Origin of the sequence: Edaphobacter lichenicola, from assembly GCF_014201315.1 — a bacterium.
Taxonomy (GTDB): Bacteria; Acidobacteriota; Terriglobia; order Terriglobales; family Acidobacteriaceae; genus Edaphobacter; species Edaphobacter lichenicola_B.
Map to the genome: position 1 here is coordinate 312,948 of NZ_JACHDY010000005.1, position 15,772 is coordinate 328,719.

Annotated in this window: 13 protein-coding genes; 8 read left to right on the forward strand and 5 right to left on the reverse strand. The window is 59.2% G+C overall.

Annotation, left to right across the window (positions count from 1 at the left end; translation table 11 throughout):
* Positions 1–60 precede the first annotated feature (60 nt).
* From HDF09_RS16725 to HDF09_RS16735, 3 genes are all read left to right on the forward strand, one after another.
* Complete coding sequence (locus tag HDF09_RS16725) at positions 61–519, forward strand: DUF6249 domain-containing protein (RefSeq protein WP_183768394.1); 459 nt, start codon at positions 61–63, stop codon at positions 517–519.
* A gap of 82 nt (positions 520–601) precedes the next feature.
* Complete coding sequence (locus tag HDF09_RS16730; protein WP_183768396.1) at positions 602–1,918, forward strand: M48 family metallopeptidase; 1,317 nt, start codon at positions 602–604, stop codon at positions 1,916–1,918.
* Positions 1,918–2,286 carry a histidine triad nucleotide-binding protein gene (locus HDF09_RS16735; protein WP_183768398.1) on the forward strand — a complete coding sequence of 123 codons (369 nt, stop codon included), beginning with the start codon at positions 1,918–1,920 and terminating at the stop codon, positions 2,284–2,286. The genes HDF09_RS16730 and HDF09_RS16735 overlap by 1 nt, the downstream gene beginning before the upstream one ends.
* 154 nt (positions 2,287–2,440) lie before the next feature.
* Here the strand turns inward: HDF09_RS16735 and HDF09_RS16740 are convergent, their stop codons facing one another.
* Entirely contained in the window at positions 2,441–3,580 is a 1,140-nt protein-coding gene (locus HDF09_RS16740; protein ID WP_183768400.1) for a response regulator, read from the reverse strand.
* A 1,045-nt stretch (positions 3,581–4,625) separates the two neighbouring features.
* On the opposite strand from HDF09_RS16740, the gene HDF09_RS16745 reads away from it, so the two are divergent.
* Positions 4,626–5,336, forward strand: coding sequence for an OmpH/Skp family outer membrane protein (locus HDF09_RS16745; protein ID WP_183768402.1), 711 nt, complete (start codon positions 4,626–4,628; stop codon positions 5,334–5,336).
* Positions 5,337–5,547: 211 nt separating this feature from the next.
* The gene (locus HDF09_RS16750) at positions 5,548–6,228 is read left to right on the forward strand and encodes an OmpH/Skp family outer membrane protein (RefSeq protein WP_183768404.1); all 681 of its coding nucleotides are present in this window, start codon (positions 5,548–5,550) and stop codon (positions 6,226–6,228) included.
* Positions 6,229–6,651: 423 nt separating this feature from the next.
* Here the strand turns inward: HDF09_RS16750 and lepA are convergent, their stop codons facing one another.
* Entirely contained in the window at positions 6,652–8,454 is a 1,803-nt protein-coding gene (gene lepA, locus HDF09_RS16755; protein WP_183768406.1) for a translation elongation factor 4, read from the reverse strand.
* 240 nt (positions 8,455–8,694) lie between these two features.
* Between lepA and HDF09_RS16760 the strand changes: the two genes are divergently transcribed.
* The 3 genes from HDF09_RS16760 to HDF09_RS16770 all read left to right on the forward strand — a co-directional run bounded on the left by HDF09_RS16760 (position 8,695) and on the right by HDF09_RS16770 (position 12,976).
* Complete coding sequence (locus HDF09_RS16760; protein ID WP_183768408.1) at positions 8,695–9,978, forward strand: GAF domain-containing SpoIIE family protein phosphatase; 1,284 nt, start codon at positions 8,695–8,697, stop codon at positions 9,976–9,978.
* Between the two features lie 147 nt (positions 9,979–10,125).
* Positions 10,126–12,006, forward strand: a complete 1,881-nt coding sequence (locus tag HDF09_RS16765) for a transglycosylase SLT domain-containing protein (RefSeq protein ID WP_183768418.1) — start codon at positions 10,126–10,128, stop codon at positions 12,004–12,006.
* A 157-nt stretch (positions 12,007–12,163) separates the two neighbouring features.
* Positions 12,164–12,976, forward strand: coding sequence for a hypothetical protein (locus HDF09_RS16770; RefSeq protein WP_183768420.1), 813 nt, complete (start codon positions 12,164–12,166; stop codon positions 12,974–12,976).
* 76 nt (positions 12,977–13,052) lie between these two features.
* Here the strand turns inward: HDF09_RS16770 and HDF09_RS16775 are convergent, their stop codons facing one another.
* From HDF09_RS16775 to HDF09_RS16785, 3 genes are all read right to left on the reverse strand, one after another.
* On the reverse strand, positions 13,053–13,601 hold the full coding sequence (locus tag HDF09_RS16775) for a peroxiredoxin (RefSeq protein ID WP_183768422.1): 549 nt from the start codon (positions 13,599–13,601) through the stop codon (positions 13,053–13,055).
* Between the two features lie 125 nt (positions 13,602–13,726).
* Positions 13,727–14,593, reverse strand: a complete 867-nt coding sequence (locus tag HDF09_RS16780; RefSeq protein ID WP_183768424.1) for an LpxI family protein — start codon at positions 14,591–14,593, stop codon at positions 13,727–13,729.
* A 21-nt stretch (positions 14,594–14,614) separates the two neighbouring features.
* Positions 14,615–15,772: a Gfo/Idh/MocA family protein gene (locus tag HDF09_RS16785; RefSeq protein WP_183768426.1), complete on the reverse strand. Its 1,158-nt coding sequence runs from the start codon at positions 15,770–15,772 to the stop codon at positions 14,615–14,617.

Genomic DNA, 15,772 nt, shown 5'->3' on the forward strand with positions numbered 1-15,772 from the left:
GGCGAGTGAAACTTTCGGAGTGCCTCCCGGTCTAACGCGGGCAGAAAGAGGAGGTAGTCTATGGATTTTCTATCAAGTCCGTTTATTGTGCCGGTAGCCGGTTGCGCCGTCGGTGCCATCGCCATCGTCTCGGGCATCTGGTTCGAGGCCCAGCAACGCCGCAACAAGGCAGAGCAGCGTATGGCGATGATTGCGCGTGGTGTCCCCATCGCCGAGATCGAGAAGCTTTTGGGCTCCGGCGACGAGGAGAAGCGCGTCAGAGACCCTCTGCGCAGCCTCGGCAACGCACGCCGTGCAGGAATTATCCTGGTTTCGGTTGGGTTGGGATTGATCCTGTTCTTTATCACGCTCAGCGTCATTGTGCACGAGCGGGATGTCCTGGCAGGGTCGGCCGCCGGCATCATTCCACTGGCTATCGGGATAGGCTTTTTCATCGACTACAACCTGCAGAAGCGCGAACTATCGCGCTTCGGGTTGGAGATCGGCGCCGAGTCCGCAGGGGCTGGATCGGAACGATAGGTTCCGCCGCCGCCGGTTGATCTTTTTGCGTCGCGTAGACGAATCATGCACACTGGCTTCATCAGGATGGAGCCTTTGATTGATGAATGTACGTGCAGCTTTGCTTCTGCTGATCAGCTTTTTCGCAATCACGATTCCGTCAGCGAAGGCCCTCGGAACGACCCCCACTGAGGCGCGAGCTCTGCGGGAGGCCGCACAGAATCACACGGCCTACACGCTGCCACCGGACAAGGTCAAGCTGGCGAAGGAGTTGTTCCGCGACCGCACCGCGCTGCATCTTCTAGGCGAAGGATGGGGAATCCTGCAGCTTATTCTGCTGCTGGCGCTGGGTGTGCCATCGCGCCTCCGCGACGTCGCCGAGAGGGTGACAAGGAGCCGCTGGGGTCAATGCTTCGTCTTCGTCTTTCTCTTCCTGCTGCTTACCGCGCTGCTGAACGCGCCTCTACGGCTCTACGGACACCATGTGTCGCTCGCATACGGGCTCTCGGTACAGCGTTGGGGAAGCTGGTTCGCCGATCTAGGCAAAAGCTTTCTGCTCGAATGGATCGTGGCTGGCATCCTGGTGATGGTGCTGTTCTGGGTCATCCAGTGGTCGCCGAAGCGCTGGTGGTTCTGGTTCTGGATCCCGACGATGGTCGCGGTATTGTTCGGCGTCTTTCTCTCCCCGATCCTCGTCGATCCGCTCTTCAACAAGTTCGAGCCATTGCAGCAACGCAATCCGGCACTGGTGGCGCAGTTGGAGAGAGTAGTCGCGCGCAGTGGCGTCACCCTGCCTCCCGACAGAATGTTCTTCATGCGAGCCAGCAGCAAAGTCACGAGCATGAACGCCTACGTCACCGGCTTTGGCCCCTCGAAGCGCCTGGTACTCTGGGATACGACCATCGCCGCGGCCACGCCCGATGAGCTCGCCGGCGTCTTCGGCCACGAGTTAGGCCACTATGCGCTCCATCACATCGTGCAGGGCGTCTTGTTCAGTGCCGTTCTGCTGCTCGTCGGATTCTTCGCAGGGCAGCGAATGACATGGTGGCTGCTGGCGAGATACGGTTCGCGATGGAAGATTCGTTCGCAGAACGACTGGGCCTGCGTGGCGGTGCTGGTACTCGTACTCAACGTGTTGAACTTTTTTGCCGAGCCGATCGAAAACAGCTTCAGCCGCTCGATCGAGCACGCCGCCGATGTGTACGGGCAGGAGGCCATCCACGGCATCGTCTCCGATCCGCAAACCACCACCCAGCAAGGGTTTCAGAAGCTTGGAGAGAACTCGCTCGACGACCCAACCCCGCATCCTTTGGTCGATTTTTGGTCTGACGGGCACCCATCGACTGCAAGCCGAGCCGCCTTCGCACTAGCCTACGACCCCTGGACAGCAGGGCAGCATCCAAAGTACTTTCAACCATAATGAAGATCCCGCCGAGTAATCTCGCATCTTCCGACTGTCTTTTCTGCAAGATCGTCGCAGGAGACATCCCGGCAAACCGCGTCTACGAGGACGAGTTCTGCATCGGCTTCCCCGACATCAATCCGCAGGCCCCGACGCATCTGCTCATCATCCCCAAGCAGCACGTCGCCTCCACCGCGAAGGCGGAGGCGGAACACTCTGCGTTGTTAGGTTCCCTGATGTCTGCGGCGGCCGAGATCGCGCGCGCAGAGAAGCTCAGCAAAGGCTACCGAATCGTCGTCAATACGGGCGATGATGGCGGCCAGACCGTGAATCATCTGCATCTTCATCTTCTCGGCGGCAGGCACATGAACTGGCCGCCAGGGTAGCGGACTTCCCACCGACCAACGGGAGGACCAACGAAGCTCATCCCACCCAGAAAAGGTATACAAGTCACGAAGTGACCGCCCGAATCGGGGTCCCCGCGAACAGGTCTTCGTTCGTGGGGTGGCAAGCGTAGTGGGCCCGTCCGGCAGGACCGCATTACATATTGAAGTTAGGCTCTTCTTCCTCTTCCATGCCATACCGGCGGAGGAGGTTCGGCAGATTCTGCGAGAAGGCTGCACGCGGCATCACCGTATCGCATCCCGCTTCGACGGCCTTCGCCTTGAGATCTCCCTGCAGATGCGACAGAAAGCCGATGATCGAGGTGCTGCGCTTCAGCTTGGTCTTCAGCTTGGGAATCAGCGTCAGGGGCTTGGCGTTCGCATTGTTCAGGTCGAAGACGATCAGGCCAGGCCGATCTTCCTCCTCGCCGCCGACCAGCGAGGCAATTGCCTCCTTGTCGTTCTTGACGAAGGCGACCTTGACCCCGAGTTTGCGCGCGGTCTCAGAGATCTTGGCGATGAAGAAGAGGTCTTCGATGAAGAAGAAGATCTTCGTCGGGGCGTCTTCGGCAATCGGAATGGCGCGGCCCTGCGAGTAGTCGATGGGCTGAGAGTCGCTCTGGTAGCTGCGTCCGCCGCCATGGCCGTTGCTGCGGCCCTGGTAGTTGCCGTTGTGCGAATCCATCGTCGAAGGCGGAGTGTCGGCGAAGTTGCCGTTCACGGCGCGATAGCTGTGATCCATGGGGCCGACAAAGCTGCGAGGACCGCGCTGCTGCTGTTTGCCGCCGCCCCCCTTGCGTTTGAAGCCGCCGCTGTTATTGCCGGGCTGGTGAGTGTCGCGATCGCGATAGCCGCCGCCATTGCTGCTGAACCCGCCGCTGTTGCTGCCGCTGGCCACGTTGCCAGGGTTCTCAGGCGAGCGTTGACGGTCGCGATCCCGGAACTTCTTCTTCCAGCGTTTGCCGCTGGAGGAGGAGCCGTTCTGCTGCTGGCCAGCGTTAGCTTGAAAGCCCTGACCGCCCTGCGGTTGAAAGGTCTGTGGAGCGGCAGCGCCCTGAATGGAGCCGACCGGCTGCCCGGCACTCTGATCGCCGGACTGGACTCCGGACTGAGCGCCCTGAGGGGAGTCTCCACCCTTGCTCTTCCGCTTCCTGCGGCGACGGCGGCTGCTTTTAGACTGACCCATGCCGTGCGGGATGTTCTGCCCGGCAAATTGCGCCTCCCCGTCCTGTTGGCCGGGAGACATTGTCGAACCCTGGTGAGAATCTACCTCGGGTACATTCTGCTCTGAAGTCATGCTTCCACTTCCTATTGCTTTAGATCGCAATTAACGTTCTCTCCCACGCAGAAGGCCTCTCCTTCCCCGTGAAACTCACGGAGGAGGAACCAAACCGGTTTTGCAGCGTCGGATGAAACGGTCTCAAGTTTTACTCGAACGGACGTCTTCTATTGGTATTCGGCTGCAATCACACGGACAATCTGCCGGTTACGCACAGCCCGGAGCGCCAGACAGCGGCGAACCTGATTTTCACCCTCTACCTGTTTGCGACAGAGTCCGACAAATCCGGTCTACTGTAATCCTGTGTCTTCGGTCGTCAAACCTACCCGATTCGTAGCTTTCTGATGACCACACAGCGATCGGCACCCACAGCCGGTTCACAAGGCAACTCCTAGGGTACGCCCAAAGAAGCCACTTGGCAAGAACTCTCTTCTACGACTTCCTGGGCACGATTTGTTCAAAGCCAAAAGATCTGTTCAAAAACCAGAAGGACCGCTTCGCTAAGCGGCCCTTCTACAGTAAATGGCCAGTCACTGGCCTCCTGAAAGACTTCCGATGAAGGAAGCAGACCTCCGGGCTTATGGTCCACACCATCGGTTGGGTGTAGCTTCTGCTGAGCCGGGGCCGTACCTGGCACACACCGGATTCAATCCAACGTGCTCCCTTCCATGAAGGAGCAATTCGGTCGCCAAAAGCAGAGCCAGCTATACGCTGGCAATCTCCCGGAGAAGCTGCCAGGCCTCATCTGGAAAATTTGAAAAACAGTATATTGCCTCAATCCCAGTCCATCTTTCCGTAGCCTGTCAGCCCCGGGCCTGCTGGCGAATCGGCTCGATTGACCCTGCTCTGGCTGGACCCTATAATCTATGTGTTCCGGCAGCCCTCTCGTTTTGCCGCCGATTTGCCCTCACAGCAGTCGGTCCGAGCGAGGTCAAAGATGGGCGTGCTCTGTCTCAAGGGTGCGTTGATCGAGTGGATGGAGGGAACGGCCCAGACGGCACGCGATGGTGCGCCAGAAGCCGTACAAGGTTTGATCAATCCCTGAAGGAGTACCACACACCGCATGAATCGCACCTTTGCTCTTGTTACCGCCCTCGCTGCGGGAATGACATCCGCTGCCGGAGTGGCCCAGATCGCTGGCACACCGGCTGCACCCGCTGCAGCTCCCACCCAGACCGCACCTGCTCCGGCCCCAGCACCTGCCCCGGTCGCGCCACACGCGGTCCCCGCGAAGATTGCAACCATCGAGTTCGAGCAGGTCGCCGCCGCAACCAACGAAGGACAGCGCGCCCTGCAGGCCCTGCAGAAGAAGTACGAGCCCAAAGGGGCAGAGCTGCAGGCCAAGGCACAGGAGATCGATACCCTCAAGAAGCAGCTGCAGAGCGCCCCGGCAACCCTTACCGAGTCCGAACGCGCCTCGAAGCTGCGTACCATCGACACCAAGGAAAAACAGCTCCAGCGTGATGGCGAAGATGCACAGCAGGCCGTCGCCGGCGAGCAGCAGCAGGTCATCGGTGTGGTTGCGAAAAAGCTCGCGCCAGTCGTGAAGAAATACGTCGAGGACAACGGCTACACTATGCTGCTCGATATCACCGGCCAGCAGGGCGGCTCGATGAGCGTGCTCTGGACCAGCGAGGGCACCGATATCTCCCGCGCAGTTCTGGATGCGTACAACGCGTCTTCCGGCGTCGCACCGCCAACTCCATCCGCGCCTTCTCCCGCCGCTCACCCGCACGCCTCGGCCGCTCAGAAGCCTGCGCTGCCGAAGCAGTAACCCCGGGCATGACAGAGTTCGTCTAAGGAGAATCTACGGAGAGTTGGCTGTTCGAAGCTAATCTCTTTGAAAGCTGACCTCCGTAGTCGCCGAAGACGATGTGGTCGATAAGCCGAATCAGTTTATCCAGAGATTTGTAACAGGCAAAAATTTTGTAACAAGCATCGACCGACCGAAGAGATCGAAATTTTGAAGGAGTACCACAGACCGCATGAATCGCACCCTCGTTCTTATCTCCGCGCTAGGCGCCGGATTGATGACCACCGCCGGAGTCTCCCAGACTGCTGCAGCTCCTGCTCCTGCCACCGCTGCACCTGCGGCCGTTGAGCCCCAGGCCATCCCCGCAAAGATCGCGCTGGTCGCCTTTGAGCAGGCGGTCTTCGCCACCAACGAAGGCCAGCGTGCCGTCCAGCAGATTCAGGACAAGTATAAGCCCAAGAAGGATCAGATCGACACCCTCTCCAAGGAGGTCGACTCGCTCAAGGCTCAGCTGCAGAGTGCTCCCGCAACTCTCTCCGATGAAGAGCGCGCTACTCGCCTGCGCAACATCGACACCAAAGAGAAGGAGCTGAACCGCAACGCCGAGGATGCCCAGACCGCCTACAACGCGGATCTGCAGGAAGCCTACGGCAAGGTGGCCGCCAAGGTCTCGGTCACGCTGAAGGACTACGTCAGCAAGAATGGCTACACCTTGCTCCTCGATGTCAGCAGCCAGCAGAGCAACGTGATGTGGGCCAACCAGAGCATCGACGTGACCCAGGCTGTTGTGACCGCGTACAACACCTCTTCCGGTGTCGCTGCGCCGGCCCCGTCCGGACCGTCTTCCCCGGCCCCCACGACAGCTCGTCCGCGTCCAACGACAACGCCGAAGCCCGCCGCACCGAAGCAGTAACTTCCAGAAGTTCACGTCAAACGCAGCGAGGAGCCATCTCCTCGCTGCTTTGTGCGTGTTTTTGGGGCTAAGCACAGGACCCCTGTGGAAAAATCTGTGGATTGCGGGGACCAAAGTATGGGGAAAGATCGGCGAATCTCATCTTCCATCAACCCGGCTACTTCCGCAATGTCTCCGTAAGTGCATAGGAATCAGCATATTGAGAGGCGTTTGCCAAAGTTACGAGCACGAACGATATGCGACTCTCAGCAACTAACGCTGTTTCAAGGGTTTCCACAGATCAACGTTACGACCAGGTTACATATTCCCGCATCTAAACCGGATCTGTGCCGGAACTGCACGCAAATCTCCAGGACAGATCGCATTCGTTCAATAGGAAGTTGCGTAACACTCGAAGCCGCCTGAAACAGCTGCGCCATCAGGCTACTCCTCGCCGACCTTGAGGACCGCAAGGAAAGCCTCCTGCGGAATATCGACCTTTCCAATCCGCTTCATCCGCTTCTTGCCCTCTTTTTGCTTCTCGAGCAGCTTACGCTTCCGGCTGATGTCGCCGCCATAGCACTTCGCGATTACATTCTTCCGGATCGCGGTTACAGTCTCACGCGCAATGACCTTCGAGCCGATTGCGGCCTGAATGGCGACCTCGAACATCTGTCGCGGAATCAGCTCCCGCATCTTCGATACCAGCGCCCGGCCTCGCTGTTGCGCAAAGTCTTTGTGAATGATGATCGAAAGTGCATCGACCGGATCGCCGCCAATCAGAATATCCATCTTCACCATCGGCGAAACCCACATGCCCGCAAGCTGATAGTCGAGAGAAGCGTATCCGCGCGAGACGGTCTTCAGACGATCGTAAAAATCCAGCACAATCTCGTTCAACGGAAGCTCATACGTAATCAGAACGCGCGTGTCCGAGACATACTCCATGTTCTGCTGCCGTCCGCGCTTCTCTTCCACCAGCTTCAAGATCCCGCCAACGTACTCTTCGTTCGTCAGAATCTTCGCCATGATCACCGGCTCTTCGATCTGTTCGATCTCGGTCGTCTCCGGCCACCGCGAGGGATTATCCACCTCGCGCGCGCTGCCGTCGGTCATCGTGATCTTGTAGCGCACCCCCGGTGCAGTCGTAATCAGGTCGAGATCGTACTCACGCTCCAGGCGCTCCTGAATAATCTCAAGGTGCAGCAGCCCAAGAAAGCCGCAGCGAAACCCAAACCCAAGCGCGACCGAAGACTCAGGCTCAAACGAAAATGAAGCATCGTTGAGGCGAAGCTTTTCAAGCGCGTCGCGCAGCATCGCGTGCTCATGCGAATCGACGGTATACAGCCCTGCGAACACCATGCTCTTGATATCTTCAAAACCCGGCAGCGCTTCGGCACAGGGGTTTTCGACCGAAGTGATGGTGTCTCCGACCTTGGTATCCGCAACGTTTTTGATGGTGGCAACGAAGAAACCAACCTCGCCTGCACTCAGCTCCGCAAGCTCAACCGGCTTCGGCGTCATCACGCCCATACTCTCTACGTCGAACATCTTGCCATTCGACATCACCTTGATCTTCATCCCCTTGCGCAGCCTGCCGTTGATGATGCGGGCAAGAACAATCACGCCTCTGTAGGGATCAAACCAGCTATCGAAGATCAACGCCTGCAGCGGCGCCTCGGGATCGCCCTCCGGCTGCGGCAGCAGCGTCACCACAGCCTCAAGAATGCTGGCGACATTCAGCCCCGTCTTCGCGCTGACGGCAATCGCATCATCCGCAGGCAGCCCCACGGACTTCTCAATCATCTCCTTCGTGCGCTCGATGTCGGCGCTGGGAAGGTCGATCTTATTGATGATCGGAATAATCTCGAGTCCGTTCGAGATCGCTAGATAGGCGTTGGCGAGCGTCTGTGCCTCCACACCCTGCGACGCATCGACCACCAGCAGAGCCCCTTCGCACGATGCCAGCGAGCGCGAAACCTCATAGGAAAAATCGACGTGGCCCGGCGTATCGATCAGGTTCAGCTGATAGGTCTCGCCATCGTGTGCCTTGTACATCATGCGGACCGTGTGGGCTTTGATCGTGATGCCGCGCTCGCGCTCCAGATCCATGGCGTCCAGCACCTGGGCCTGCATCTCGCGCGAGGTCAGCGAACCGGTCAGCTCCAGGAGCCGGTCGGAAAGGGTGGATTTGCCATGGTCGATATGCGCGATGATCGCGAAGTTGCGGATGTGACTTGGATCCATTTTGTAGCTGGGTAGCCTCAATATCCATCTTAACACCCATGCGTTGCTACAAGCAGGAACGGCAGATTGCGGTAGTGGTCAGGCCGCATTGATCTATAACGACTTGCAGGCAGCGGACAATCTCGTTCGACGGCAATTCCAAAGTCGGGCCTGTTCAGAAGCTCAAACTTTGCATCGCGGCGTTGACCGCAACATCAAACGGGCATAGATTCCTGTCCAGTCCTTGCCAAGGAGGACACCATGGCGACCCAGTTCCCCCCGCTTGATGCGTTCGATGCCCTCGAAGCAGTTCCCCACAACATTCACTCCTCCTGCGAGTTCATCCAGGCCCTGATGAAGTTGCAGCGGGCGGCGCAACTCATCACCTCCAGCCTCGACCTCGATGTCCTGTTCGATCGCGTTGTAAACGATATCGCCGATGCGATCGGCTGCGTAGAGGTCTCCGTCTGGCTGCGCGATGCGGGCGGCGACGAGATGGTGCTTCACGGCGTGCGTGGATGCTCAACCTACTGCAAAGGCGACCGCCTCAAGATCGGCGAACGAGGCATGGTCGGCCATGTCGCCTCAACCGGTGTGACGCGCTACGCCGGAGACGTAACAATCGATCCCTACTACGTGGCCTGCGAACTCGACACGCGGTCTGAAGTTGCAGTTCCGCTCCTGCTTCACGGCGAGGTCATCGGAGCCCTGTGCGTCGATCACAAGCAGATCAACGCCTTCTCGGACGACCAGATCGCCGTCATGGAGGCGTTGGCCGGCCACATCGCCGTGGCGATCGAAAACGCCAGACTCTTCCGCAACGAGCGCCACGAGCGCGAGCAGATGCAGCGTGAAGCAGACGACGCCCGCGCTGTTCAGCAATCGCTCTTCGTCAAGGCTGTCCCGCTGGTCTGTGGCTTCGCCTTTGAAACCGCGTGGAATCCAGCCGGAACCCTCGCTGGCGATTGGTTTGATCTGATCGATCTTGGCGAAGATCGCTGCGGAATCGTGCTCGCCGATGTCTCCGGCAAAGGAATGCCTGCGGCCCTGTTAATGTCGGCAACGCGCGCCATCCTGCGCTCGCTGGTCAAGCTCGATCCCTCTCCGGGAAAAACGCTCATGCAGCTTAATCAGATCCTGATGGAAGACTTTCCCATGGGCAAGTTCGTCACCATGATCTACGGCGTGCTCGACGCGCGATCCCGCGAGATCACCATCGCCAGCGCCGGACATCTGCGTCCGCTCCTCATCAACGGAGAGTGCTCCTTCCTCGACATCGACACCGGCATGCCGCTCGGACTCGGCACGACGACGTATCCCGAATACAAGGTCACTCTCAAGCCGGGCACTCAACTCCTCTTCTATACGGACGGCATCACCGAGGCAATGAACCGCAGCGACGAAGAGTACGGCGCAGCGCGGCTGGTCGATCACTTCCTGCGGCCCTCGGCCTGCGTGGAGGGGCTCATCGAGGAGGTGTGCAGATTCAGCCACGGATCGAATCACACCGATGACGCGACTGCGGTTCTGATCCGAAGCCGATAACCCGAAAGGAATGTTGATCGGACTGTGGCAGCAGTTCGCCTCGCTCTACTTTGAGAGCGCCCCTTCGCATCCCCAAAGGTTCTATTCCAACAGCGCCCGCGAATTTGCTTCTTGCACCCCTTACAATGAAAAGCGAAGATGGTGCGGATGACTTTAAGCGATTCGGTGCGAACGGTGGCACTCGTGGTGGCGTGTCTGCCGCTCGTACTCTTGACGGGCTGTCCGCAGGATCAGGAGGCCTCGCCCGGCAACGCCCCCGCTTCGACAACCGCTCCGACGATCATGCAATCAGCTGCAGCCCCAACGCAATCCGCGCAGGCCGCTCCCTCCACCGCGCAGTCTGTCGACAACTCTGCCCGGGCCTTCAAGGTGCAGCAGCTGATCAACTCCGCCGAGGCAGCCTATCGCAGCGGCGTAGACAACTATCGCGCCGGCCGTCTCGACTCCGCGCGGCTCGACTTTGACTCTGCCGTCGACCTCATGCTCACCAGCGGCATGGACCTCAAGACCGACCCGCAACTCGCCGATGAGTTCGACCATCTCTTGAACGCGGTCAACTCGCTCGAGATGGCAGCGCTGAAGCAAGGCAACGGATTCTCCCCGAAGATCGAAGAGGCGCCGCTCGACACCGCCGAAGACCTCACCTTCCCCGCGAATCCCGAGCTCACTGCAAAGCTGAAGGCCGAGCTGCAGACCGCGTCCGACCTTCCCCTCGTCATCAACGATCAGGTCGCAGGCTACATCGGGTACTTTGCGAACTCGCCCTCCTTCCACGCCCACATGCTTGCGAGCATGGAGCGCGCCGGAAAATACAAGACCATGATCCAGAAGGCGCTCACGGCCCAGGGCGTCCCGCAGGACCTCATCTACCTCGCGGTAGCCGAATCAGGCTTTCAGCCCCAGGCGCTCAATTCGAGGTCGGGCGCAGGGGGGATGTGGCAGTTCATGCCGACCGGCGCCTACGGTCTCGCACGCAACGGCTTCTTCGACGAGCGCTTCGATCCGGAAAAATCTTCGATCGCCTACGCGAAGTACATGAAGTCCCTCTACAACCAGTTCGGCGACTGGTATCTCGCGATGGCCGCCTACGACTGGGGTCCAGGCAACGTGCAGCGTGCCGTGCAGCGAACCGGCTATGCGGACTTCTGGGAGCTCTATCGCCGCAACGCGCTGCCCAGGGAGACCCGCGACTACGTCCCGAAGATCCTCGCCGCTGTCATCATGGCCAAGAACCCCGAGAAGTACGGCCTCGACAAGATGGTGCCTAACGAACCCGTCGTCTCCGATACCGTGTCGATCGACTACGCGATTGATCTGCGCCTGGTCGCCGACGTTACAAACTCCTCCCTGCCGGAGATCGTGGCCCTCAATCCCAGCCTCCTGCGCATGACCACGCCGGGAGACATGCCCTTCGATCTGCACATCCCCATCGGTACGCGCGACGTCTTCACCGAGCGCCTCAAGGAGATCCCCGAGGACAAACGCAGCACCTGGCGCTTTCACGTGGTCCGCTCCGGCGAGTCGCTCGACGGCATCGTCGCCTCGCTGCATGCCCACCTCAGCGACGTCAACGCCGCGAACGGCCTCTCTGCGACAGACAGCGTCGATGCCGGAGACGAGCTCGTCATCCCGGTGACCGTCGCCCAAAGCACGCGACCGCAGCGATACACCGTGCGTCGTGGCGACACGCTGGTCACCGTATCCGACCGATTCGGCGTCTCCGTCGAAGAGTTGCGGCGATGGAATCACCTCCGCTCAAGCACCGTGCGACCCGGCTACTCCCTCGCCGTCGCCGAGCCGGTGAAGCTCGCACCCGGAACGCACCTGCGCGGCAGAGGGGCTCGCAGAAGAAGAGGCGCGCGCACTCTTTCGACCAGTGTTCATCAGGGTTCCGCGCATCCAGCCAGCGGGCGCACTGGCTCGAAGACAAGTGGAGCGTCAACGAAAAATAAGACCGCAGGCAAGAAGACTGCGGGTGCAGCCAGGCCGAGTTCAACGACCAAAACGAAAAAGAAAGCTACACGATAAGCTACCTCGTGAAAAAGATTGCTTGCCTTCGGTAGCGCTTGGATGCATCCTGTTGCTAGAATCTCGTCCCGGGAAGTAAAGATGTTTCTTGTTGCATCGAAGCTGGTAAGGCAACGCAGAGAACGATAGAAGTAGAGAGCAGTGAGGGATAACAAAAATGATGTTCGACGACACCATCAAGCTTCACGCAGCTGCAGCCGATGACGATCATAACTTCGGCGATGAACACGATGACGAACAGGACGATCTGCACAGCCGCTTCAACGATGACGAAGAAGAAGAAGAGGTCACGATGACCTCGGACGATGATGAAGCTCAGCTCGACGAAGAAGACACCGACGACGATCCCCACGCCGAAGAGGCGAAGCTGTTCGCGCTGCCCCCCTCCCCGGTGCGCAGCTATGAGCCGCCAACCAGAGAGTCGGTGTTGCCGGTGAAGAGCGAGTCCTCTCCGAAGCCGGCGGCCAAGAAGGTCGCGCCAGCCAAGAAGGCTGCGCCAGCCAAGAAAGCTGCGCCAGCCAAGAAAGCTGCGCCAGCCAAGAAGGCCGCGCCGCTGAAGAAGGCTGTAGCAGCAAAGAAAGCTCCTGCGAAGAAAGCAGCAACCAAAAAGGCCGCGAAGAAGGTCGTAGCTAAGAAGGTTGCGGCAAAGAAGTCCGCAGTGAAAAAAGTTCTGGCGAAGAAGGCCGCACCAAAGAAGGCCGCCGCCAAATCGAAATCTGCCGCGAAGAAGGTTAGTGCTCTGCGCGGCGGTAAGGTCGCCCCCAAAAAGGCGGCCGGCAACAAGGGCACTGCAAGCAGTAAAAAACTAAAGAAGAGAGGTACTACCTTGGCAACTAAGAAAGCAGCAAAGAAGGCACCAGCGAAGAAGGCAGCAGCAAAGAAGGCTCCTGCTAAGAAGGCGGCCAAGAAGGCTCCTGCAAAGAAGGCCGTAAAGAAGGCTGTAAAGAAGGCTGCTCCAAAAAAGAAGTAACTAACACCAAGGCAAGCAAATAGGCCCGGACTCCTCAATTGAGAGCCCGGGCCTTTTTGCGTCTGCTGATAAGTCTTTACTTCTTGGCGGCCGTGATCTCAGCCAGAACTTCCGTGCTGTGGACGTTCGGATCGACCTTCTCCCACACCTTCTCCACCTTGCCGTCGGGCGAGATCAGGAACGTCTCGCGATTGGCAAACTTCATCACGCCGTAGTTCTTCACCGGGACGCCATACAGATCGACCACCTTGTGATCCGGATCAGCGAGCAGCTTGAAGCTGAACGTATCCTTCGAGCACCACGTCTTGTGCCCTTCCACCGTATCCAGGCTCACACCCAGAACGACCGCGTTCAGAGCGTCATACTTCGCGATGTCGCGCTGGAAGTTATGCGCCTCGATCGTGCAGCCGGTCGTCTGGTCCTTCGGGTAGAAGTAGAGCACGACCCACTTGCCCTTGTAGTCGGTCAGGCTGACCGGCTTGTCCTCCTGCGAGGGCAGGGTAAAGTTGGGCGCCACGGCTCCAGCCTGTATTGTGTCTGCGGCGGGCGCTGCATTCGCCCTGATACCTACGCCGCACGCCGCTGCTACGCCGATGATTGCTGCGATCCAAACTGCTTTGCGCATGGTGGTTCCCCTTGTGTCGTTCTCTTAGCTGTAGACGAATGGCCGCCGCGTTAGACGCGCACCGAATGTCCTGACGGCAATTTTACCCTTCCAATGCAACCCTTTACAGAGCGGTGACAAGATCTTTACATCGCGACGATCGTAATCCCGGCCTCGTCCGCTGCGCTGAAGATCGCCGCAGGATCAAACATCAGCGTTCTCTCTGCCTCAATTGCAAGGCAGGTGGCCCCCGCGGCCTTCATCGCCTCGATCGTCGCGACGCCGATCACAGGCACATCGAAGCGCATGTCCTGATTGGGCTTGGCCACCTTCACCACCGTAAGCGCGCGGCGAAGCGTAGTCTCGTCTCCCACTCCAAGCGTACGAAAGAGCTCCCCGGCGCGTGCAATCGTAGCGTCCGTTCCTTCCATCGCCTCCACGGCCACGCACGCCTGCGCCGCAATCACCACCGTCTGGCCCAGATCGTACCCGGCAATCGCCTGCGCCACCGTGCGTCCATAGACGACGTCCTTCTCCTCCTCCGCATCAGGAGTCCGCCGCGTAAGCACACCAGCCTTCGCCAGCAGCGGCTCCAGATACTGCGTTGACGAGATCAGCTCAATCCCCTCATCGCCAAGAACCTTAGCCACCGCACCCAGCAACATATCGGTATTCCGAGTGCGAAGATTCAGCAACAGCTTCGCCAGCCGCCAGTCCGGCCGAATGCTCGAGAAGATCTGTTTGTGCTTTACCTGTCCAGCCATCACGGCCCGCGTCACACCCTCTGCGCGAAAGGTTTCAATCAGCCGCGAGAGCTCCCCAAGCGAAAGCCAGTGGACGCGAACCCCAGCATCGGCAGCCGCACGGTCGTTCATCTCAGGGTCGGTCTCCTCAGTGATCGCCACAACCACAACCTGCAACCCATGCGCACGCGCAGCATCCAGCAGCAGAAACGGAAAGCGTCCGTTCCCTGCAATCAGTCCCAACTTCTCAGGTGCGTCCGATAAAGTCATTTTCTCCAAGGTTGAGACAGACTACTTGGCCGCTTCTGCAACTTCACGAGCAAGATAAATCGTCCTGCCACTCTGCGCAGACCGTCGCGCAGCATCGAGAATCCGAACCACAGTAATATTTGTGTCGAGCGAGTTCAAATCATGCTGCGGCTTCACCGTCCCAGCCAGAACCGCGGCAAGATAGTTCAGCGAATCATTTTGCGGTGCCTGAAGCGGCGGCGCAGTCTCAACGTGTTCGGATTTCTCCCCGGTCAAACGAGCGCGAAGCATCGCACCAGGCGCCGCATCCTCATACACCGTATCCACATACCCGGTCGCCCCGTAGATCTCCATATCCTTGCGCGCAAAGGGCCAGTTCCACGAGCCCTGAAGTATCGCCTGCGCATGAGGATAGGTCAGCACCACCGTGCTGTCGTCATCGACGTTAGGATAGATCTTCGGCTTAATCTGCAGCGTAACCGCGGTCACGGAAATCGGAAGCTCCCCATGCAGGATCCACGTAGCCAGATCCACTCCATAGCAACCAAAGTCGAAGAGCGCCCCAGCGCCGTTCTGCTTCGGGTCCGTCAGCCAGCTCAAAAACTCCGGATCAACCCCGATCTCCTTCGGCCCCTCGTGACCGTCATGCACGACCAGCTTGCGCAGATCGCCAATCTTCCCCTCCTCCAGCATCTTCACCGCAGCGGTGTTCGAGTTGTACCAGGTCGTCTCGTAGTTGGTCAGCACCGGAACGTTGTACCTCTCCGAGAGCGCCTGGATCGCGAGCGCGTCCTCCACCGTAGTGGCCAGCGGCTTCTCCACCATCGCAGCGATATGCAGCGGCGCAGCCTCTTCAATCGCCGCACGATGCCCCGCAATCGAGGTGTAAACCAGAATCGCCTGCGGCTGCGTACGCTTCAACATCTCCGCTTCGGTCGCGAAGAACATACTCCCAGGAAGGTGTGTCTTCGCAATATACTTCTGGCGCAGCGCCGGGTCCGGATCGGAGACACCCACCAGCGCAATCTCAGGATGAGCCGCAAGCTTCCCCAGAAAACCCTGCACGTGCCCATGAACCAGTCCAACGATCGCCACACGCAGAGGCGGAGCCGCCTGCGCCTCTGCGCTCGCAGAAAAAGAAAAAGTTGCAGCAAAAAGGGAAGCAGCGAGGACGAAACGATTCGAAACCGACAAGATCAT